The sequence below is a fragment of the Micromonospora xinjiangensis genome (assembly GCF_056150165.1).
Genome location: NZ_JAXCFO010000001.1, coordinates 1,216,137 through 1,236,776 on the forward strand (window position 1 = coordinate 1,216,137; position 20,640 = coordinate 1,236,776).

Annotated in this window: 18 protein-coding genes; 6 read left to right on the forward strand and 12 right to left on the reverse strand. The window is 74.2% G+C overall.

Features of this window, described 5'->3' with window-relative positions; genetic code table 11:
* Positions 1–71: 71 nt before the first annotated feature.
* On the reverse strand, positions 72–1,301 hold the full coding sequence (thrS, locus tag SM573_RS05810; protein WP_474615741.1) for a threonine--tRNA ligase: 1,230 nt from the start codon (positions 1,299–1,301) through the stop codon (positions 72–74).
* Between the two features lie 465 nt (positions 1,302–1,766).
* Between thrS and SM573_RS05815 the strand changes: the two genes are divergently transcribed.
* Complete coding sequence (locus tag SM573_RS05815) at positions 1,767–2,402, forward strand: DedA family protein (RefSeq protein ID WP_474615627.1); 636 nt, start codon at positions 1,767–1,769, stop codon at positions 2,400–2,402.
* Positions 2,403–2,518: 116 nt separating this feature from the next.
* On the forward strand, positions 2,519–3,289 hold the full coding sequence (locus tag SM573_RS05820; RefSeq protein ID WP_474615628.1) for a DUF998 domain-containing protein: 771 nt from the start codon (positions 2,519–2,521) through the stop codon (positions 3,287–3,289).
* On the opposite strand, the gene SM573_RS05825 is transcribed toward SM573_RS05820, so the two are convergent.
* The gene (locus SM573_RS05825) at positions 3,267–4,670 is read right to left on the reverse strand and encodes an NAD(P)H-quinone dehydrogenase (RefSeq protein WP_474615629.1); all 1,404 of its coding nucleotides are present in this window, start codon (positions 4,668–4,670) and stop codon (positions 3,267–3,269) included. The two genes, SM573_RS05820 and SM573_RS05825, sit on opposite strands and share 23 nt — an antisense overlap.
* Before the next feature lie 106 nt (positions 4,671–4,776).
* Between SM573_RS05825 and SM573_RS05830 the strand changes: the two genes are divergently transcribed.
* Positions 4,777–5,232 (forward strand): gamma-glutamylcyclotransferase, encoded by a 456-nt coding sequence (locus tag SM573_RS05830; RefSeq protein ID WP_474611685.1) that lies wholly within the window; start codon positions 4,777–4,779, stop codon positions 5,230–5,232.
* A 146-nt stretch (positions 5,233–5,378) separates the two neighbouring features.
* On the opposite strand, the gene SM573_RS05835 is transcribed toward SM573_RS05830, so the two are convergent.
* Genes SM573_RS05835 through SM573_RS05850 form a run of 4 tightly spaced genes read right to left on the reverse strand, consistent with a single transcriptional unit; the run spans position 5,379 to position 8,818 of the window.
* Positions 5,379–6,350, reverse strand: a complete 972-nt coding sequence (locus SM573_RS05835) for a GNAT family N-acetyltransferase (RefSeq protein ID WP_474615630.1) — start codon at positions 6,348–6,350, stop codon at positions 5,379–5,381.
* Between the two features lie 57 nt (positions 6,351–6,407).
* Positions 6,408–7,169, reverse strand: a complete 762-nt coding sequence (locus SM573_RS05840) for an SCO6745 family protein (protein WP_474615631.1) — start codon at positions 7,167–7,169, stop codon at positions 6,408–6,410.
* Between the two features lie 58 nt (positions 7,170–7,227).
* The gene (locus SM573_RS05845; RefSeq protein ID WP_474611682.1) at positions 7,228–8,187 is read right to left on the reverse strand and encodes a hypothetical protein; all 960 of its coding nucleotides are present in this window, start codon (positions 8,185–8,187) and stop codon (positions 7,228–7,230) included.
* A gap of 4 nt (positions 8,188–8,191) precedes the next feature.
* On the reverse strand, positions 8,192–8,818 hold the full coding sequence (locus tag SM573_RS05850; protein WP_474611681.1) for an MBL fold metallo-hydrolase: 627 nt from the start codon (positions 8,816–8,818) through the stop codon (positions 8,192–8,194).
* A 114-nt stretch (positions 8,819–8,932) separates the two neighbouring features.
* Here SM573_RS05850 and SM573_RS05855 point away from each other — a divergent pair, with 114 nt between their 5' ends.
* Positions 8,933–9,880, forward strand: a complete 948-nt coding sequence (locus tag SM573_RS05855; RefSeq protein WP_474615632.1) for a DUF4349 domain-containing protein — start codon at positions 8,933–8,935, stop codon at positions 9,878–9,880.
* On the opposite strand, the gene SM573_RS05860 is transcribed toward SM573_RS05855, so the two are convergent.
* Positions 9,837–11,096: an amidohydrolase gene (locus tag SM573_RS05860; protein ID WP_474611679.1), complete on the reverse strand. Its 1,260-nt coding sequence runs from the start codon at positions 11,094–11,096 to the stop codon at positions 9,837–9,839. The two genes, SM573_RS05855 and SM573_RS05860, sit on opposite strands and share 44 nt — an antisense overlap.
* A gap of 640 nt (positions 11,097–11,736) precedes the next feature.
* Entirely contained in the window at positions 11,737–13,320 is a 1,584-nt protein-coding gene (locus SM573_RS05865; protein WP_474615633.1) for an acyl-CoA mutase large subunit family protein, read from the reverse strand.
* 205 nt (positions 13,321–13,525) lie between these two features.
* Between SM573_RS05865 and SM573_RS05870 the strand changes: the two genes are divergently transcribed.
* Positions 13,526–15,565, forward strand: coding sequence for a serine/threonine-protein kinase (locus SM573_RS05870; protein ID WP_474611677.1), 2,040 nt, complete (start codon positions 13,526–13,528; stop codon positions 15,563–15,565).
* 47 nt (positions 15,566–15,612) lie between these two features.
* Entirely contained in the window at positions 15,613–17,286 is a 1,674-nt protein-coding gene (locus tag SM573_RS05875) for a phospho-sugar mutase (RefSeq protein WP_474615634.1), read from the forward strand.
* An 87-nt stretch (positions 17,287–17,373) separates the two neighbouring features.
* Here SM573_RS05875 and SM573_RS05880 read toward each other — a convergent pair whose 3' ends face one another.
* From SM573_RS05880 to upp, 4 genes are all read right to left on the reverse strand, one after another.
* The gene (locus tag SM573_RS05880) at positions 17,374–18,051 is read right to left on the reverse strand and encodes a GOLPH3/VPS74 family protein (protein WP_474611675.1); all 678 of its coding nucleotides are present in this window, start codon (positions 18,049–18,051) and stop codon (positions 17,374–17,376) included.
* Between the two features lie 102 nt (positions 18,052–18,153).
* Entirely contained in the window at positions 18,154–19,194 is a 1,041-nt protein-coding gene (locus SM573_RS05885; RefSeq protein WP_474615635.1) for a CU044_5270 family protein, read from the reverse strand.
* A 10-nt stretch (positions 19,195–19,204) separates the two neighbouring features.
* Entirely contained in the window at positions 19,205–19,744 is a 540-nt protein-coding gene (locus tag SM573_RS05890; protein ID WP_474611673.1) for an RNA polymerase sigma factor, read from the reverse strand.
* 218 nt (positions 19,745–19,962) lie between these two features.
* On the reverse strand, positions 19,963–20,595 hold the full coding sequence (gene upp, locus SM573_RS05895; protein ID WP_474611672.1) for a uracil phosphoribosyltransferase: 633 nt from the start codon (positions 20,593–20,595) through the stop codon (positions 19,963–19,965).
* Between the last annotated feature and the right edge of the window lie 45 nt (positions 20,596–20,640).

Sequence of the window (20,640 nt, forward strand, 5' to 3'; positions counted from 1 at the left end):
CCCCGGCCGGCCGGGCGTGGGGCGGACTGCCCCACGCCACCGACCGCCGGGTGGGCGACGTCGCTGCCGCGTCAGCCGGGCAGCAGCTCGGCCGAGCGCGCGGCCACCACGTCACCGATCAGGCCGAGGGCGGCGTCGACGGGCAGCGGGTCCAGCACCCGCCCGTCACGCAGCCGCAGCGACACCCGGCCGGCGGCGGCCTCGCGGGCGCCGACCACCGCGGCGTACGGCACCCGGCGGCGGGACGCGTCCCGGATCCGGGCGCCCAGCGAGCCGGCCGCGTCGACGTCGACCCGCAGCCCGGCCGCCTCGGCCCGCCCGGCCAGGTCGGCCGCGGCGCCGCCCTGCGCGTCGTCCACCGGCAGCACCACCAGCTGGACCGGGGCGTACCAGGCCGGGAAGGCGCCCTCGTGCACCTCGATGAGGTACGCGAAGAGCCGCTCCATGCTGCCGACCAGGCTCCGGTGCACCATCACCGGCCGCCGCCGCGCCCCGTCCCGGTCGGTGTACGACAGGTCGAACCGCTCCGGCTTGTCGAAGTCGAGCTGCACGGTCGACAGGGTCGACTCCCGGCCCCCCGCGTCCACGATCTGGATGTCGATCTTCGGGCCGTAGAAGGCGGCGTCGCCGGGCGCCTCGACGTACTCCATGCCGTCCAGGGCGGCCCGCAGCAGCTCCTCGGCACGGGCCCACTGCGCGTCGTCGCCGGCGTACCGCTGATCGGGCCCGCGCAGCGACAACCGGAACCCGGCGGGCCGTACGCCGAGCGCCGCGTGCGCCTCGCGGATCAGCCGGAGGATCTCGGCGACCTCCTCCCCCACCTGGTCCAGCGCACAGAAGTTGTGTGCGTCGTTGAGCGAGATGGCCCGTACCCGGGAGAGGCCGCCGAGCACGCCGGAGCGTTCGGCGCGGTACATTCCGCCCAGCTCGGCGACGCGCAGCGGCAGCTCCCGGTAGGAGCGGCCGCGGGCGGCGAACACCAGCGCGTGGTGCGGGCAGAGCGCCGGCCGGAGGACGAACTCGTCGTCGGCCGACAGGCGCATCGGGGGGAACATGTCGTCGGCGAAGTAGCCGAGGTGCCCGGAACGTTCGAAGAGTTCCCGCTTGCCGAGCGGCGGCGAGTAGACGTGGCGGTAGCCGGCCCGCCGCTCCAGCTCGCGGACGTACTCCTCGACGGCGTGCCGGGCAGCGGCGCCGGCCGGCAGCCAGATCGGCAGCCCGGCGCCGGCGAGCGGGTCGGAGACGAACAACTCCAGCTCGCGGCCGAGCCTCCGGTGGTCGATCATGTCGCTCTCCTTGATCGCGTACGACCCGGAGGCGACCTGGTCACCGAACGCCGCGAGGCCCTCGGGGGCGGATCGCCCCGGGGCCTCTGGACGGAAACGTCAGTGCGGCACGCCGGGGTCTCCCGGCGTCGTGGTCGGATTCGCACTGCGCATGCCGCGACGGTACGCGTGGGTGGAGGGCGGCCGCACCCGCATTTCCAGCGGGGGGCGGGCGGCCGGGGTGGGCCGCCGGCACGGGACCTGCCGGCGGCCCGGTGCGGCCCGGTCGTCGAGAACGGGGGACCCGACGGGGAGCCGCGCCCGCAACGGTACGCCGACGCCTGCCGATCCGCCGACCGTCACCGGAGTGCCGGCGGGTCGTTGTACCTGGGTGGCCCTGCCGTGTCCGTGGTCACCCCCGGCCAGGGCTCCCCTCGGTGACGGCGGACACGTCGTCAGGCTCGGTACATCCGATCGGCCGCATCCGACGAGGTGGCAGGCGTGCCCGAACTTCTGACTGACGTCGCGTCGCCGACGTGGGCGTACCTGCTGCTGCTCGCCCTGCTGCTCCTGGACGCCTTCGTCCCGGTGATCCCCACCCAGGTCATCATGATCACCAGCGGGGCGCTCACCGTCTACGGCGGCCTGGACCTGCCCCTGACGATCGCCGTGGGCGCGGCCGGCGTGATCGCCGGGGACCTCGCGTGCTACCTGCTCGGGCGGACGGCGCCGGACCGGCGGGCACGCCCGCCCGGCCCGTCGAGCCGCACCCGCCGGGTGGCCAACCGGGTGACCCGCGGTCTCCGCCGCCCGGGGCCCATGGTGATCCTGCTGTGCCGCTTCGTGCCCGGGGGCCGGATGGCCGCCTGCTTCTCCGCCGGCCGCAGCCGCTACCCGTACCGCCTGTTCCTGCTCTACGAGACGATCGCGGCGCTGGCCTGGGCGAGCTACGGGGCTCTGGTCGGACACCTCGGCGGGACCGCGCTGACCTCGTCCACCTGGCGGCTCGCCGTGATCGCGGCCATCGCGGCGACCGGCTTCGCCGCCGCCGGTTGGGTGATGACCATCGTCGGCGCCCGTCGCCGCGACGCCGAGCTCCCCGTCCCGGCGCCCGTCGCCGAGTCGTCCAGGACGTGACGACGCGCCGACCGGTTCTCCGGGTCGCGGCGCGCGGCTCCTAGGGGTCGTCCCCGGGTTCGATTTCGGTGGCCGGCCCCGATCCGTTTCGGGTGGCTCCGGCGACAGGCTGAGGCATGCCTGGAACCCGGAACGCCGGCCTGCTCGCCCTCGGCGGCATCGCCCTCGCGGCGGTGTTGGCGGTGATCGGCCACGTCGAGGTGAACGAAGACCTGTCGCCCTGGTCGCTGACCGTCAGCGACTTCGCCGTCTCCGACCGGGGCGGCGTCATCGACGTCGCGATGGTGGTGCTCGCGGCGGCCACCGCGGCACTGCTGCCCGCCCTGCGCCGGGCCCGGCCCACGCCGCCGCCCCGGGGTCTCGCCGCCGCCGGCGGGCCCGTCGGCCCCGGCCGGCCACGCGGGTACGCGTGGGCCGAGGCCCTCGTCGTCGCCTGGGTGGGCGGGCTGCTGCTGGCCGCGGTGATCCCCACGAACGAACCCGGCTCACCGATGGACGCGGCGGCGTACGTCCACCGGTACGCCTCGGTCGTCGCGTTCCTGGCCATGCCGGTCGGTGGGTGGCTGCTGACCGGCCGGCTGCCCGGCACCGCCGCGCGGTGGGTACGCCGGCTCGCGATCGCCAGCGGCGTGCTCGCCGCCGCGATGGTCTGGTCGGCGTACCCGGGCGACCGGGTGCTCATCGGTCTGGTCGAGCGGGTGCTCATCGTGACCGAGGTGGCCCTGATCACCACGCTCGCGTTGAGCGTGGCCCTGTCCCGCCGAGTGCCCCGCGATCACGCAGTTGTGACACCTCGCGTACTGGGCGAACCGTCAGGAGGCGGGCGCCACGAGCGCATGATCGGCGCGGGCCGGCGGGCGGCCGCTACTCCAACTCGTGGAGCATGAGCTGGCGGGCGGCCTCGGTGATCGAGCCGGAGAGGCTCGGGTAGATGGTGATCGTCTGGGCCAGCTCGTTGACCGTGAGGTTGTTCTCCACGGCCATCGTGATCGGCAGGATCAGCTCGCTGGCCTTCGGGGCGACCACCACGCCACCGACGACCTGGCCGCTGGCGGGCCGGCAGAAGAGCTTCACGAAGCCGTCGGCGAGGTCGTCCATCTTCGCCCGGGCGTTGCCCGCCAGCGGCAGCATCACCTGCCGCGCCGGGACCTTGCCGGCGTCCACCTCGTCCTGGGAGACGCCGACGGTCGCCAGCTCGGGGTCGGTGAAGACGTTCGCGGCGACCGTGCGCAGGCGCAGCGGGCGGACCGCCTCGCCGAGCGCGTGCCACATGGCGATCCGGCCCTGCATCGCCGCGACGCTGGCCAGCGGGAGCACCCCGGTGCAGTCACCGGCGGCGTAGATGCCGGGCACGTTCGTGCGGGACACCCGGTCGACGGTGACGTAGCCGCCCTCGGCCAGCTCCACGCCGTACTCGGCGAGGCCCAGGTTGGCGGTGTTCGGGATCGAGCCGACCGCGATCAGCGCGTGCGAGCCGTACACCTTGCGGCCGTCGGAGAGCTCGACCTCGACGCCGGTCTCGGTGCGACGGACGGCGTTGGCGCGGGAGTTGTTGAGGATGCTCATCCCCCGGCCCCGGAAGACCCGCTCGATCGCCTGGGCCGCGTCGGCGTCCTCGTGCGGCATGACCCGGTCGCGGCTGGAGACGAGGGTCACCTCGATCCCCATCGCCAGGTACGCGCTGGCGAACTCGGCGCCGGTCACGCCGGAGCCGACCACGATGAGGTGCTCCGGCAGCTCGGGCAGGTCGTACACCTGACGCCAGGTGAGGATCCGCTCGCCGTCCGGGACGGCGGTCGGCAGCTGGCGCGGGGTGGCGCCGGTCGCGATCAGCACCGTCGAGGCGTCGATCGTGTACTCCCCCTCACCATCGGCGGGGTTGACCACCACCCGGTGGGTGTGACCGAGCGTGTCCTCGCCGAGCCGGGCCGTGCCGGCCACGAAGGTGACCCCGGCCTTGAGCAGCTTGGCGTGGATGTCGGCCGACTGGGCGAGCGCGAGCCGCTTGACCCGCTCGTGCACCGCCCGCGCGTCGACCGTGACCGCCTCCAGGCCGTCGGAGTGCACGCCGAACTCCTCGGTGTCCCGGTAGCCGGTCACCACCTCGGAGCTGGCGATGAAGGTCTTCGACGGTACGCAGTCGGACAGCACGCAGGCCCCGCCGGCGCCCTCGGCCTCCACGACGGTCACGTCGGCGTCCAGCTGTGCGGCCACCAGGGCCGCCTCGTAGCCGGCCGGCCCGCCGCCGATGATCACGATGCGGCTCACAGCGCTCGCCCTTCGTCGATGCTCACAGTGACTTTCTTCTCCTGAACGCGTCCGACACGCACCGTCGTATTCTCCCCCACCGGTTCACCCGGCTATCGTCATCGCCGTGCGTCTTCACGCCGCCTACGGCTCAAACCTCGACCCCGGCCGGATGCGCGCCTACTGCCCGCATTCGCCGATGGTGGGCACCGGCTGGCTGGAGGGCTGGCGGCTGACCTTCGCGGGCGAGGACGTGATCGGCTGGGAGGGCGCGGTGAGCACCGTGGTCGAGTCCCCCGGCGACCGGGTCTTCGTGGCGCTCTACGACATCCACCCGTACGACGCCGCCCAGCTCGACGAGATCGAGGGCGTGACGGCCGGCACCTACCGGAAGCTGCACGTCCGGGTCTCCACGCTCGACGGGGACGTGACGGCCTGGATCTATGTCTTCGACGGGTACGAGGGCGGCCTGCCGACCTCGTGGTACCTGTCGGAGATCGCGAACGCGGCCGAGAAGGCGGGAGCGCCGGACGACTACGTCACGGAGCTGCGGTCCCGCCCCACCGGCACCGCGTCGGCGTAGCGTCCATCGCACCCGTCCAGTCTGCTCCCGGCCCTGCCCGCGCGGCCCGTCGGCCCCCACGAGGGTCGCCCATCACACACCGCGCGCGGCCTCCCCGCCCGGAACGACGGGGACAGCCGACCACCGCCCCGCCTCGTCGACGCCGTTCAGCCGGCCGACGGCGGCGCGGCGGGGACGACCAGCTCGTACATGTCCGTCCAGCGGGTCTCCCGCAGCCCCACGGAGCGGTAGAGCGACAGCGGGGTGGTCGGGTTGGTGAGGTCCACCCCCAGGCCCGCGGCGGTCCGCCCCTTCTCGGCGTACCGGGCGAAGGCCCGCCGCAGCAGGGCGGCTCCCACGCCCCGCCGCCGGAAGGCGGGCAGCACCGACAGACTCCGGACGAAGCCCTCGTCCTGGTCGAGCGCCTGGTCGGACGACTGGAGGGCGCCGGCCGCGACGCCGTCCACCTCGGCGACGAACCACTCGTCCCAGGTGGTGCCGTGCTGTGTGATCTTCTTGCGCCACTCGGCGTAGCCCACCGGCTCGTAGTCCGGCGTGTCCCGGAAGGCGGTGTCGAAGATCCGGTGGAACTCCCGCAGGTCACGGTCGTCGTCGGGCCGGACCGGGCGGACCGTCACCCCGGCCGGCGGAGGTGGCTCGGCGGGCAGGTCGGCCAGCGAGCGGCTCATGCGGACGTACCGCTTCGCCAGGGTGAACCCGGTCTCGCGCAGGATGCGCTCCCAGTCCCGCTCCGGCTCGAACACCGCGCAGCGCACGGTGAGTGCCGGCACCGACCGTTCGGCGGCCCGCTCGGCGACCCGGTCGAGCTGGCGGGCCAGCAGCGGCCCGCGGACGTGCGCGCCCCGCTCCGGGTCGACGTAGACCTCCACGAACTCCCGGCCGACACCCGTCGGATTGTCGACGATCGACCATCCGACGACGGCGCCCTCCGGGTCCTGCACCAGCCAGGAGTCTCGGGACGGGTCGACGTGGGGGGCGGTCAGCGCCGCCTCCACGTCGGAGGCGTCGAAGTCGGGGTAGCCGACGGCGAAGGTGTCGGCGGCGTGCACCACCGCGAGGATCGCCGGGACGTCGTCGAGGGCGGGGCGGCGCGCGGTCCAGCCAGCAGGAAGGGTCACGGCGCGATCCTGGCAGGGCACGCCCCGCCCGCGCTCCCCAATTAGCCGCCCCACAGGTCAGGCGGCCGGGTGCGAGCGGGCCACCGTGCCGAGATGCGCCCGGGTCACGGTCAGCAGCTCGACGAGCTCGGCGCCGTCGACCGACCCGAGCGCCGCGAACGCGGGCGCGGCGAGGCGGTCGGTCACCGCCTCCGCCCAGAGGCGCCGCCGGACCAGCGGCCCCACCGGCGGGTACGGGGGCGCCCAGCCGCAGGTCATCGCACCGGCTTCGCCCTCCGGCCCGGCCAGCACCGCCTCCAGGGGTGTCATCCCGCTGGCGCGGACCGCCACCAGGTAGGCGCCGGTGTAGTACTCCCGCAGCAGGCGCAGCGCGACGGCCGCCCGCGACCCGGAGGTGCCCCCCGGGGCCGGCATCGCCCGCCAGGCCGCGAAGAGCGGCATCCCACTGGCGTCGGCCGCGTGGACCACCCGCTCGAGCAACCCGACGAGCCGCTCGACCCGGGGTGCGCCGTCCAGGTGCTGCGAACCCCACCGACAGCACTCGGCGAGGGTCGCGGCGGCCACCTCGGACGGCCGGACCGTGCGGACGGCGCCGGCCCAGCCGTCCGCGACCGCGTCCGGCGCGAGGAACCCGAGCGCGGCGGCCACCGTCTCGGCGCGGACGTCACCGAGCGCGCCGGCCCGGCCGGTGACGTAGAAGGCCCAACCGGAGATGCCGAGCAGCCGGGCCCGGCGCAGCGTGACCGGGCAGCGGCTGAACGCGTCACCGAGGTCGAGCACGAGCGGCTTACTCGCCGCGGCGACCTGCTCGGGTGTCACCGGGACCCTCCGCGCCGGCCGGCCCACCGCACCCGTACCCCACGTCCGTCCATCGACGTCAGTCTGCCTCGCCGGCGCCCGTCCCGGCAGCCCCCTCCTCCTCCGCCTCCCACGCCTCCACGGCGGCCTCGACCTCGCCGGTGCGCCGCCGGGCCGCGGTGAGCCCCCGCTCCGCGCCGCGTCGCGCCAGCTTCGCGCGGCTCAGCTCCTGCTCGGCGACCGCCCGCCGCCGCTCCAGCTCGGCCAGCTCCGTCTCGATCCGGTCGAGCGTGGCGGCGCCGTCGCGCTCGGCCGCCACGGCCGCCGCCAGCTCGGACTCCGCCCGCTCCTGTTCGGTACGCGCCTTCGCCAGCTCGCGGTCCAACGCCCGACGCTGCCGTGTCCGCTCGGCGCGCGCCGCCCGCTCGGCCCGTTCCGCGGCCCGCTCGGCCGCCCGCCCGCCGGGCTCCCGCTGGGCGGGCGCCCGCCCCTTCTCCCGTCGCCCCGTCCTCTCCTCGTCCTCGCCCCCGGTGACCAGGCGCAGCTGCGGGCGGGGCACCTCACCGAAGCCGGCGTAGCTGGCGGCCCGCAGCAGCCGGCCGGCGCGGACCTGCTCGGCCACCTCGGTGTCGGAGAGCGCCGCGTTGAGGGTCTGCTCCACCTCGGCCAGGGGGAGCTTGCCGGCCGACGGCCCACCGGCCTGCGCGGCCAGCTTTCGCACCTCGGCGACGAGCGCGCCGACCACCGCCCGGCGCTGCGCGGAGAGTTCCCGCAGCCGCGGCCCGCGCAGCTCCCGCTGGGCGGCGCGCAGCGCCTCGGCGAGCTGCACGAGATCGGCCACGAGCTCGGGACGGCGGATGGCGAGCAGGTTGACCAGCCAGGCGGCGACGGTGGGGCGGCGCAGCCGGGCGATCTGCCGGGCGGCGGCCGCGTCCCCGGCGCGGCGGGCCTCGGCGACGGCCGCGTCCCGGGCGGCGACGAACCGGTCGGGCGGCGTGCTGTAGAGCTGCTGGACCAGCTCGGGCGAGGGGCCGGGCATCGCCTCAGGCGTCCACCCGGGTGCCGGGCTCCAGCCGCCGGTACTCGGTGCGGGACAGCGCCGCGTACTGGCGGTCGAGCACCGCGAACCCGTTGTCGTTCAGCAGGGCGTCGTGCAGCGCGTACGCCCGCCGTGGCGCGACCGCCCGGATGAAGTCGACCACCTCGGAGAACTTCGACCAGGGGGCGTGGATCGGCGCGAAGAGCGTGTCGACCGGGAGGTCCGGCACCACCAGCGCGTCACCCGGGTGGTAGACCACGTCGTTGACGAGGTAGCCGAGGTTCTCCACCACGGGGATGTCCGGGTGGATCACCGCGTGGCGTCCGCCGTAGGCGCGGACGGCCACCCCGGCGGCGGTGAACTGCTCGCCGGGCTGGACCGGACGCAGCACCTCGGCCGCGTCGCCGAGGGCGGCGGAGAGCGCGGCCGGGCCGTGCACCACGAAGGGCCGTCGGTCGAGCTGCCGGGTGACCGCCTCGAGGTTCAGGTGGTCCGGGTGCTCGTGGGTGATCAGCACCGCGTCCGCCCCGTCCAGCGCCGCCGGGTCACTGAACACGCCGGGGTCGATGACGAGCACTCCCCCGTCGTGCTCCACCCGGACGCAGGAGTGGGCGTACTTGGTGAGCTGCATCGTGACTCCTCGATTATCGAATCGTGACGTCCTGAGCGCAGTCTGCCGGAACCGGCGTGCTGGCGCGCCACGTCCGAGCTATCGCCCACCTGGCGGGCGGAGATGGGAGTGGGGATGGACGTACGGAGAGGACGCCGGCACGTCGCCGCGCTGGCGGTGGTGCTGGTGGCGGCGCTGGCGGTGGGCGGATGCAGCTCGTCGGGGGGCGACGAGGCCACGAGCGACACCGCCGCGACGGGCGCGGTCGCGCCGGAGCACGCTGACGCCGGTGCGGGCGCCCCCGCCGAGAGCGGTGCGGGCGCCCCCGCCGAGGGCGGCGCGGCCACCCCCGACCTGCGGGTCGACCAGCGGTCGATCATCTACACGGGATCGATGCGGGTACGGGTGGACGATGTGGACGCCTCGGCGCGGGCCGCCGTCCGGGTGGTCACCGCGGCCGGCGGTTTCGTGGGCGGTGACCAGCGGCACAGCTCCGACGACGACGCCCGGGCCGACCTGCAGCTGCGGGTGCCGGCGGCGCGGTTCACCGCGGTCGTCGACGAGCTGGCCACGCTCGGGCGGCCGGAGCAGCGCGAGATCAACACGGAGGACGTCACCGAGGCGGTCGTCGACCTGGACGCCCGCATCGCCACCCAGCGCGCGCGGGTGGACAGTGCCCGGAGGCTGCTCAGCCGGGCCACGACCATCGGTGACCTCGTGTCGCTGGAGAACGAGTTGGGCCGGCGGGAGGCCGACCTCGCCTCGCTGGAGGCGAAGAAGCGCCGCCTGGCCGACCTGACCGCCCTCTCCACGATCACGCTGTCCCTGGTCGGCCCGGAGACGACCGTGCCGGAGGAGGAGACGGAGCTGGGCTTCCTGACCGGGCTGAAGGGCGGCTGGAAGGTCTTCCTGACCTCGATGACCCTCCTGCTGACCGTGCTCGGGGCACTGCTGCCGTGGCTGGTGGCGCTCGGCGTACCGCTGGCGGTGCTGCTCGCGGTGCTGCGCCGGCGGCGACGCCGGCGCCCGGAGCCACCGGTCAGCGCGCCGCCTCCAGTGCCCGCAGCGCGGTCTGCACCATGACCCGGATGCCGACCGGGATGGCCCGCTCGTCGACGTCGAACGACGCGCGGTGCAGGTCGACGTTGGGCCCGGAGCGGCCGACGCCCAGGCGGGCGAGCGCGCCGGGGACGTACTCCAGGTACCAGGAGAAGTCCTCGCCGCCCATGCTCTGCGGCGTCTCGGCGACCCCCTCGGGGCCGAGCGCCGCCGTGGTGGCCGCCGTGAGGATCTGGATCGCCTTGGCGTCGTTGCTGACCGGTGGGCGACCGCGCAGGTACTCCAGGTCCACGGTGGCGCCGGTCGGCGCGATCACGTCCCGGACGACCTGACCGACGATCTTCGGCGCGAGCTCCCAGGTGTCGCGGTCCATCACCCGCAGGGTGCCGGCCGCGCACGCCTCCGAGGGGATGACGTTGTAGCGGGTGCCGGCCGAGGCGTGGCCGAAGACCAGCAGCAGCCCGCTGTTGGCCGGCACCCGGCGACTCACCAGCGCCGGCACCTCGGTGACCAGCCGGCCGAGCGCGTCGACCAGGTCGACGGTCAGGTGCGGGCGGGCCGTGTGCCCGCCGGGGCCCGTCAGCCGGACGGTGACGTTGTCCGCGGCCGCCGTGATGGGACCGACCCGCAGGCCGATCCGGCCGACCGGCTGGTTGGGGTCGCAGTGCAGCGCGAAGATCTGCACCACGTCGTCCAGGCCGCCGGCCTCGATGACCTCGAGGGAGCCGCAGGGCAGGATCTCCTCGGCCGGCTGGAAGATCAGCCGGACGCGGCCGTCGAGCTCGCCGCGCTCGGCCAGCTTGCCCAGCAGCATCGCGACACCCAGCATGATCGTGGTGTGCACGTCGTGGCCGCAGGCGTGGCAGACGCCCTCCACCGTGGAGCGGTAGGGCACGTCCTTGATGTCGGTGAGCGGCAGCGCGTCGATGTCGGCGCGCAGGGCCACCACCGGGCCGTCCGGACGGCCGTCGATGTCGCAGAGCACCCCGTTGCCCTTCGGCAGCAGCCGCGGGTTCAGCCCGGCCAGGGTCAGCTCCCGGGCGATCAGGGCGGCGGTGTCGAACTCGTTGCCGGAGAGTTCGGGGTGCGCGTGGATGTGACGACGGGTGGCGATGAGCCCGGGTACGCGGAGCGCGAGCAACTCGTCCAGCGCGAAGGGCAGCGGTTGGGACCCGGACGGCGCCTCCGGCCAGGAGGACGCCAGTTGGCTGCTCGTCGGCAGCGTCAACGCACTCGTCACGTCGAATTCTCGTTCACTAGAGATGGATGGATCATCATGAACCGCAGACAGCCTAGACCTCCGCCGGTGACGCTGCGCAACCTCGTTCCGGTAGCGATCGGAGCGCGCAGCGTCACGAATGCCCTGCTGGGAGCGCTCGGAGATACGAGGGACAGCAGGTAGATCGCGGTCGAACGCCGTCATCTGCCGCCTCACCTCCTACAACGCGTAACCGAATCGGCGGTCACGAATCCGAGCGCGCCCTACGTGGGCCTTCGTTGCGAATTGTCGCATTAGTCGGGCTGGTTAACTGACACTCCGACAATTAGCCGACCACTCTCCGCAACGAGCCGGAACAGACGCTCACACGCAGCCGTACGACAGGAACGCACATGGTGTCCGTCACCGTTCACCCGGCCGGGGTACCCGCAAACCTCGCGGACACACGCCGGCGTCCCGTCAGGGGCCGCGCCGCCCCGCTGCGACCCGCGACGGCACGGGCAACGCCGCGCGTACCGCCCCGGGGGCGAAGCCACGTCGCGCCGGCCGAGGAACTGCTTCGACTGTAGCTCCCCACGAGGCCGCCGGCCGAGCGTCTGACCAGCGGAAACACGTCAGCCGCCCGGGTGGCGCCGGGCACCGGGCGGCTGACGACGGGCGGTCAGAAGCGGTCGCTGGGCCGGTACTGGCCCCACACCTCCCGCAGCGTCCCGCAGACCTCGCCGACGGTGGCCCGGGCCCGCAGCGCCTCCTTCATGGGGTAGAGCACGTTCTCGGTGCCCGAGGCGGCCGCCCGCAGCTCGTCGAGGGCCCGCCGCACGGCGGCACCGTCGCGGGTGCGCCGCAGCTCGGCCAGGCGCTCCGCCTGCGCCGCCTCGATCGCCGGGTCGACCCGCAGCGGCTCGTACGGCTCCTCCTCGTCGATCTGGAACCGGTTGAGCCCGACCACCACCCGCTCACCCGAATCGATCTCCTGGGCGATCCGGTACGCCGACTGCTCGATCTCCCGCTTCTGGAAGCCGGCCTCGATGGCGTCCACGGCCGACCCGTGGTCGAACACCCGGTCCATCAGCTCGGTCGCCGCCGCCTCCAGCTCGGCGGTCATCGCCTCGACCACGTACGAGCCGGCGAACGGGTCGACGGTGGCGGTCAGGTCCGTCTCGTACGCCAGCACCTGCTGCGTACGCAGCGCGAGCCGGGCCGCCTTCTCGGTGGGCAGCGCGATCGCCTCGTCGAAGCTGTTGGTGTGCAGGGACTGGGTGCCGCCGAGCACCGCCGCCAGCCCCTGCACCGCGACCCGGACGAGGTTGACCTCGGGCTGCTGGGCGGTGAGCTGCACGCCCGCGGTCTGGGTGTGGAAGCGCAGCATCATCGACTTCGGGTTCTTCGCGCCGAACTCGTCGCGCATGAGCCGGGCCCAGATCCGTCGCGCGGCGCGGAACTTCGCGACCTCCTCCAGCAGCGTGGTGCGGGCCACGAAGAAGAACGACAGGCGGGGGGCGAAGTCGTCGACGGCCAGCCCCGCGGCGAGCGCGGCCCGGACGTACTCCACGCCGTTGGCCAGGGTGAACGCGATCTCCTGCGCGGGGCTCGCCCCGGCCTCGGCCATGTGGTAGCCGGAGATGGAGATGGTGTTCCACTTCGGCACCTCCTTGCGGCAGTAGCCGAACGTGTCGGCGACCAGCCGCAGCGAGGGCTTCGGCGGGAAGATGTACGTCCCGCGGGCGATGTACTCCTTGAGGATGTCGTTCTGGATGGTCCCGTTCAGGGCGGGACCGGCCACGCCGTTCTCCTCGGCGACCAGCTGGTAGAGCAGGAGCAGCACCGAGCCGGGCGCGTTGATGGTCATCGAGGTGGACACCTTGTCCAGCGGGATGCCGTCGAAGAGCAGCCGCATGTCCTCGATGGAGTCGATCGCCACCCCGACCTTGCCCACCTCGCCGTGCGCGATCGGGTCGTCGGAGTCGTAGCCCATCTGGGTAGGCAGGTCGAAGGCGACCGAGAGGCCCATCGTCCCCGCGCGCAGCAGCTGGTGGTAGCGGGCGTTGGACTCGGTGGCCGTGCCGAAGCCGGCGTACTGGCGCATCGTCCACGGGCGGGACGTGTACATGGTCGGGTAGACCCCGCGGGTGTACGGGAAGTCCCCCGGTGCGCCGAGCCGCGCGTCCAGGTTCTCCGGGAGGTCGGACGCCGTATAGACGCCCTTGATCGGAAAACCGGACTCGCTTGACCGCCGTTCGCTCATCCCCGGATGGTAGGACGAGCCGCGACGGCTGCGGGTGAGGGATACCGCACACTGCGTCCCGGAAGGTCGACGGCAGGTGAACGCCCGGGCACGGATTGTCGACTTCGATAAACGTCCGACGCGTCGGCTTCCGCATCGGGCGTCCGAACAAGCAAGATAGGGGGGTTGTGTCCCAGCCCCCTCGATATCCCCCGGTGGCTCTTCTGTGACTCAGATCCCGACCTGGAGCGGCGGACCTGTCAGTCCCCCCAGTGGACGCGCGGCACCCGGCACCACCATCGGTGGTCGCTACGAGCTGCGCTCCGCGGTGGGCAACGGCGGCATGGGTACGGTCTGGCGTGCGACAGACACCCTGCTGCGGCGGGACGTGGCGGTGAAGGAGGTCGTCCTCCCCCCGGGGCTGGCCCCCAGCGACCGCGACGCCATGTACGAACGGACCCTTCGCGAGGCCCGGGCGGCCGCGGCGATCCAGCACCCCGCGGTGGTGCAGGTCTACGACGTGGTCACCGAGGGTGGCCGGCCGTGGATCGTCATGGAACTGCTGGACGCCCGCAGCCTCGCCGACATGGTGATCGAGGACGGGCCGGTGGCCCCCCGGGTGGTCGCCAAGATCGGCATCGCGCTGCTCGGCGCGCTCGAGGTGGCGCACGCGATCGGCGTGCTGCACCGCGACGTGAAGCCGGCCAACGTGCTGATCTGCACCGACGGGCGCTGCGTGCTCACCGACTTCGGTGTGGCGCGGATGCCGACCGACGTCCAGCTCACCACGCCCGGGATGGTGCTGGGTTCCCCGCACTTCATCTCGCCGGAACGGGCCATGGGGCAGGAGTTCGGCCCGCCCAGCGACCTCTTCTCGCTCGGCGTGACGCTCTACACCGCGGTGGAGGGGCGACCCCCGTTCGACAAGGGCGACCCGATCGAGACCATGCACGCCGTGGTGGAGGACCCGCCCGCACCGCCGCAGCGCAGCGGCCCTCTGACCGGCGTGCTGATGGGGCTGCTGGAGAAGGACCCGGCCCGCCGGCTGGACGTGCACACCTCCCGGGCCATGCTCCGCGAGCTGCTGGCCGGCGCGCTGAGCAACAACGCCGCCGCCGTGCACTCGGTGACCGACCCGTACTCGGTGGTGCCGGTGCAGCGGCCCGTCAGCCCGCCTCCGGCCATCCAGCCGGAGCCGAAGCCGTCCGGCCAGATCGGCGGGCGGGCCATGCTCGCGCCGGGCGAGTCGCTGACCGACCGGCTGGCGGCGCTGCGTCGCGGTGAGAAGCCCACGTCGCCCGCCGGGACGGGCGCGGCCGCCCTCGACGAGACCAGCGCCGACGCGCTCGCCGGTCCCCTGCACACCCCCACCGGCACCATGCCGGCCCCGGGCCGCACCTACGGGGGCGCGGAGGCGACCCAGCGGGTGGACGCCGGCGCCCAGCCCGACGCGACGCAGCCGGTCAGGTGGGGTGTCCGGCCGGACGCCACGCAGGCGGTGCCGTACGCGGGGGCGCCCGACGCCACCCAGCGGGTGGGCGGCACCTACGGCGGCGGCCAGTGGTCGGTGCCGGGCACGGGGCAGCCATGGGCCGCGCCGGCCGGCCCGTCCGCCGCCGGTGGCAGCCCGGTCGACCGGGTGCGCCGGATGGGCTCCGAGCTGGTCCGTACGGTGCGGGGCTGGCCGCGCAAGATCCAGCTGGCCGCCGCCGGCGGGCTCGCCGTGGTCCTCCTGGTCGGGGTGGTCGCGCTGTCCGGCGGCGACGACGAGACCCCGCCGGCCCCGCAGGCGCAGCCGACGGCCACCGCGCCGGACGGGCCGGGGATCGAGATGCAGGAGCACGCCGCCCGGGGTGTCCAGGTGATGGTGCCCAAGGGCTGGGAGCGGGCGACCGGCGGCAGCTACGTCGACTACATCGACCCGGAGGACAACGGCCGCAAGGTCCGCATCATCACCGAGAAGTGGACCAGCACCTCCGCCCGGTGGGCGGAGGTGGCCGCGAACGGTCTCAAGAAGGCCAAGAGCTGCCCGTCGCCCTACAACCAGATCTCCATGACCGAGCAGCAGCTGGCCGGAAAGGCGGCCGCCGAGTTCGAGTACACCTGCGGCGAGGGCGACGCCATGCGGCACGGCGTGTGGCGTGGGGTGGCGGCCGGCGGCAAGTCCTACTCGTTCTACCTGACCTCGACCGACGCCCGGTTCGCCGAGAGCAAGCCGATCTTCGACGAGATGGTCAGGACCTTCAAGCTCACCGACGCCAGCTGAGCGGAGGGAACTGTCAGCGGTGATCCGCCGGCGTGCTATCAAGAGGCATGCCGGCGGACACCACTGACATCGACGACATTCGCGAGCAAGCCCGGCGCTGGCTCGACGACGACCCGGACCCGGCCAGCCGGGCGGAGCTGCAGGCCGTCCTCGACGCCCTGCCCGCGAGCGCACCGGACCTCGCCGACCGGTTCGCCGGGCCGCTGACCTTCGGCACCGCCGGGCTGCGCGGCCCGCTGCGCGCCGGCCCGAACGGGATGAACCTCGCCGTGGTCACCCAGGCGGCCGCCGGGCTGGTCGCCTGGCTCGCCGCCCAGGGAGGGACCGGGCCACTGGTGATCGGGTACGACGCCCGGCACGGCTCCCGCCAGTTCGCCGAGCGCACCGCGCAGGTGGCGACCGGGGCGGGACGGCCCGCGCTGCTGCTGCCCCGCCCGCTGCCCACCCCCGTGCTGGCGTACGCGGTGCGGCGCCTCGACGCCGTCGCCGGGGTGATGGTCACCGCCAGCCACAACCCGCCCCAGGACAACGGCTACAAGGTCTACCTCGGTGCGCAGTTGGGCGGGGCCCTCGGCGCCGGTGCGCAGATCGTGCCCCCCGCCGACACCGGGATCGAGGCCGCGATCCGGTCGGTCGGCCCGCTGGCGGAGGTGCCGCTCGGCCCGCCCGGCACGGTGCTGGGCGACGACCTGGTGGCGTCCTACGTCGAGCGGGCCGCCGCCGTGATCGCGCCGGACGGCCCGCGGGACCTGTCGGTGGCGTACACCCCGCTGCACGGCGTGGGCGCCGCGGTGCTCACCGCCGCCTTCGCGCGGGCCGGCTTCCCGGTGCCCGGGATCGTGCCCGAGCAGGCCGAGCCGGACCCGGCCTTCCCGACGGTCTCCTTTCCCAACCCGGAGGAGCCGGGCGCGGTGGACCTGCTGGTCGGGCTCGCCAACACCACCGGGGCGGACATCGCCATCGCGAACGACCCCGACGCGGACCGCTGCGCGGTTGCCGTACGCGACCGCGGTGGGGCGGGCTGGCGGATGCTCCGCGGTGACGAGGTGGGTGTGCTGCTCGCCGACCACCTGATGCGTCGCGGGGTCGCTGGCCTCTACGCCACGACGATCGTCTCGTCGTCCCTGCTGAAAGCCATGTGCGCCGCTCGGGACCTGCCGTACGACGAGACCCTCACCGGGTTCAAGTGGATCGTCCGGGCCGGTGGCGGCTCGACGCCGCTGGTCTTCGGCTACGAGGAGGCGCTCGGCTACTGCGTCGCCCCCGACCTGGTACGCGACAAGGACGGCATCACCGCCGCGCTGACCGTCGCCGAGCTGGCGGCCGGTCTCAAGGCGCAGGGGCGCACGCTCACCGACCGGCTCGACGAGCTGGCCGCCGAGTTCGGTGTGCACCACACCGACCAGCTCTCGGTGCGCGTCGACGACCTGCGGGAGATCGCGGACGCGATGGCCCGCATCCGGGCCGCCACCCCCACCAGCCTGCTCGGGCACCCGGTCGAGAAGGCCGAGGACCTGCTTCCCGAGGCGGACGTGGTGATCCTGCGGACCGCCACGGCCCGCGTGGTGATCCGCCCGTCGGGCACCGAGCCGAAGCTGAAGGCGTACCTGGAGGTGGTGGAGCCCGTCGCCGCCGACGGCGACGTGGCCGCCGCCCGCACCCGCGCGGAATCCTCGGTCACCAGCCTCCGCACCGAGATCGCCACCGCCCTCGGCCTCTGACGTGTTGACCAAGAGGTTCGCGTCACCGGGAGCGTGATCCTGACGGGAACCTCTTGGTCAACGGGGGGCGGTCGGCGGTGGGGCGGGTCAGCGGCGGGGGCCGAGGGCGGCGTCCACCGCCCGGGCCAGGGCGGCCACCACCAGGCCCACCGAGGGGCGGACCACGGAGTCGTCCAGGCTCACCTCACCCGAGAAGCCCGCGCCACTCGCGATCTCGGCGAGCCGGCGCCGGGCGTCCTCGGCCGCCTCACCGCTCACCCCCAGCGCGGACTCCATGCGCAGCACGGCCACCAGGGTGGCCAGCGCGGCGGTGCGCTCGTCGGGGGCCACACCGCCGGTGAGCGCCGTCGCCAGCCGCCGCCGGGTGTCCGCCTCCACGGACGCGTCCACCACGGGGTAGCGGTGCACGTGGATGAAGCCCAGCTCGGTCTCGTCCACGTCCCGCACCACACCCTGGCTGCACAGGTCGCCGAGGATCCGGTCGCGCAGGCCGTGGCGCAGCCGCTGCACCCAGGAGGACGGGGTGTGCGGCGTGTCGGCGGCGATCCGGGCCAGCACCCCGTCGGTGACCGGCTCGCCGGTGGGCGTCGGGTCGACGACGGTCAGGTTCCCGTCGGTGTACGCGATCCGGCCGGCCAGGGCCAGCTCGATCAGGACCGCGGCGGCCATCCCCAGGTCGAGGCTGATCCGCGGCATGGTCGCCTTGCCCGTCTCGTCGTCGTACGCCAGCAGCAGCAACTCTTCGGCGAGCGCAACACCAGTCATGGCCCGGAACGGTAGCCGCTTCCCGCACGGGCGCGCACGACTCCGCGCCGGTGGGGCGCCCCGCCGCCCCGGTAACGCCGCCCCTGTTCGCCGGCGTCACCGTCAGCCGAGCGCGTCGGTGCGACCGGCGTCGCGCAGCAGCCCGTAGTAGAGCACCCGGCGCTGCGGCGCCAGCTCGACATACTCGTGGGCGAGCAGCACACCGGTGGACGGGTCGAAGATCAGCAACATCTGTGCCTTCTCCGGGTTCTGCGGCCGATCCGCCGGCGGAACGAGGTCGGCGGTGACGGCCAGACCCGGGCGACCTGCCCGGTCGACGACCCGTCCGCGCCACACGAAACCGGGCTCACCCGCGAGGACGGTGAGGATGTCCGCCCGCGTCCCGCGCGGCACCAGGTGCCGGGCGTACGTCTGGTACACCGCCCTCGCCACGTCGCCGGCCGGCAGGTCGGTCCGGAGCCGGCGCGCGAGTTCCGCCCGATCGGTGGGCAGCCGCCGGGCGTCCGGCTCACGCGGCTCCTCGACCGGGCCCCCGTCCGGAGACGGCTGGCCGGGGCTCGGGTCCACGGTGCGCGGCAGGCGTGCCGTCCAGTAGTCCCGGGACGCCTCGTCGGGGTACTCGATGTCCAGGGTCCGCCGCTCCGACCAGCGCCTGCCGTCGTCCGTCACCCAACTACGGCGTTCCTCCACGTAGCTGGCCACGTGCCCCTCGGGCGACTCCTGGATCGCGCCGCCCCACGACGTGACCCGGTGGTACGCGTACCGGCCCCGCGCCCGGTCGTACGGCGCCTCCACGAGGCGCGCGGCGAGCGCCCGCAGGTGCGGGCCGGCCGGTTCGGTGTCGGTGGCGATCTCGTACGCCACCGGTTCGAGGACGGCCCCGCCGACCGGCGCCGATGGGTGCGCCGTCCGGTCCCGCAGGAGCGGCGCCACCCCGGCGGAGGCGAGCACCGTCACCGTCGCGGCCGCACCGGCCATCAGGGTGCGGCGGTGCAGCCGGTGGGACGGCATCGGCGGGGACGGCATGGTGCTCTCCGCGCGAAGGATCACGTCGTGCGCGGTGAGGGGCGCCGGTGTCACGACCGCGTCCCGCGCCGGATCGGCCGGGCCCAGAAGGTCCCGAACCTGCTGCTGCGCTCGCATGCTGCTCCTCTCAGACATGGGCGGACGCCGGCCGTGAGTGGTGGGCCGGAGTGGCTGCGGCCAGGGCGGCGCGGAGTCGACGTCGGGCTCGGAAGAGTCGCACCGCCGCGGCGGACCGGCTGCAACGCAGGACGGCGGCGGCGTCCCCGACGCTGAGGTCCTCCCAGCCGACCAGCCGGAGGATCTCCTGGTCCGCCTCCGGTAGCGCGCGCAGCGCGCGACGCAGGTCGAGGATCGGCGCCAGGGCGTCGGGGTCGACGAGCCGCCCCGGCACCCGGTCCGCCTCGGCCAACGGAAGCAGCGTGGGCACGCCCCGCCCGTGCCGCCACCGGTTCGCCATGGTGTGGCGGGCCACGGTGTAGAGCCACGGGAGGGCCCGTTCGGGCACCTCGCTCCGCCGCCGCCAGGCGACGACGAACACGTCCTGGGCAAGCTCCGCAGCCGTTTCGGCGTCGGGGAGCCGGCGTAGGCCGTACCGGACGATGTCCGGGTAGTGCGTGGCGTAGAGGCTGGTGAACCAGTCCTCGCCCCGCTCACCCACGGGTTTCATCAGATCGCTCTCCCGACCGTCGTCGCTGCATGGACAACGGTTATGTGTCGCGACGGGGGCGGATCGTTACCGGTCAGCGCGACACCGGCAAGGAGCAGGCACCGCGTGTCGGCCCGGCCGTCACATGGCGACGGCCCGCCGACCGCTGGGGTCGGCGGGCCGTCGGAGCAGGCCGTGCCTGCCGGTCCACCGCTTGGTGGGCCCGGTGGGGCGGGGCGTCAGAAGCGGGGCATGCCGCCGAACTGGCGGTCCCCGGCGTCACCGAGGCCGGGCACGATGAACATCCGGTCGTTGAGGCCCTCGTCGATCGAGGCGGTGACGAGGCGCAGCGGCAGGCCGGAGCGCTCCAGCCGCGCGATGCCGGCCGGCGCGGCGAGCACGCAGAGCACGGTGATGTCGTCGCAGCCCCGGTCGGCGAGCAGCCGGCAGCAGTGCTCCAGCGACCCGCCGGTGGCCAGCATCGGGTCCAGCACCAGCACCGGCAGGCCGGTCAGGTCGCGGGGCAGGGACTCCATGTAGGCGCGCGGCTCGTAGGTCTGCTCGTCCCGGGCGAGCCCCACGAAGCCCATCGAGGACTCGGGCAGCAGCCCAAGGGCGGCGTCGGCCATGCCCAGACCGGCGCGCAGTACCGGCACCAGCAGCGGCGGGTTGGCCAACCGGGTGCCCTCGGTGCCGGTCACCGGAGTCTGTACGGGGTACCGCTCGACCGGGAAGGAGCGCGCCGCCTCGTACACCAGCATGGTGGTGAGTTCGTGCAGCGCCGCCCGGAAGGAGGCGGAGTCGGTGCGCTCGTCCCGCATGGCGGTCAGTCGGGACTGCGCCAGCGGGTGGTCAATGACGTGTACATCCACGATCGCTCAACCTACCGCCCCACCCCGCGCTGCGGTGCCGGCGCG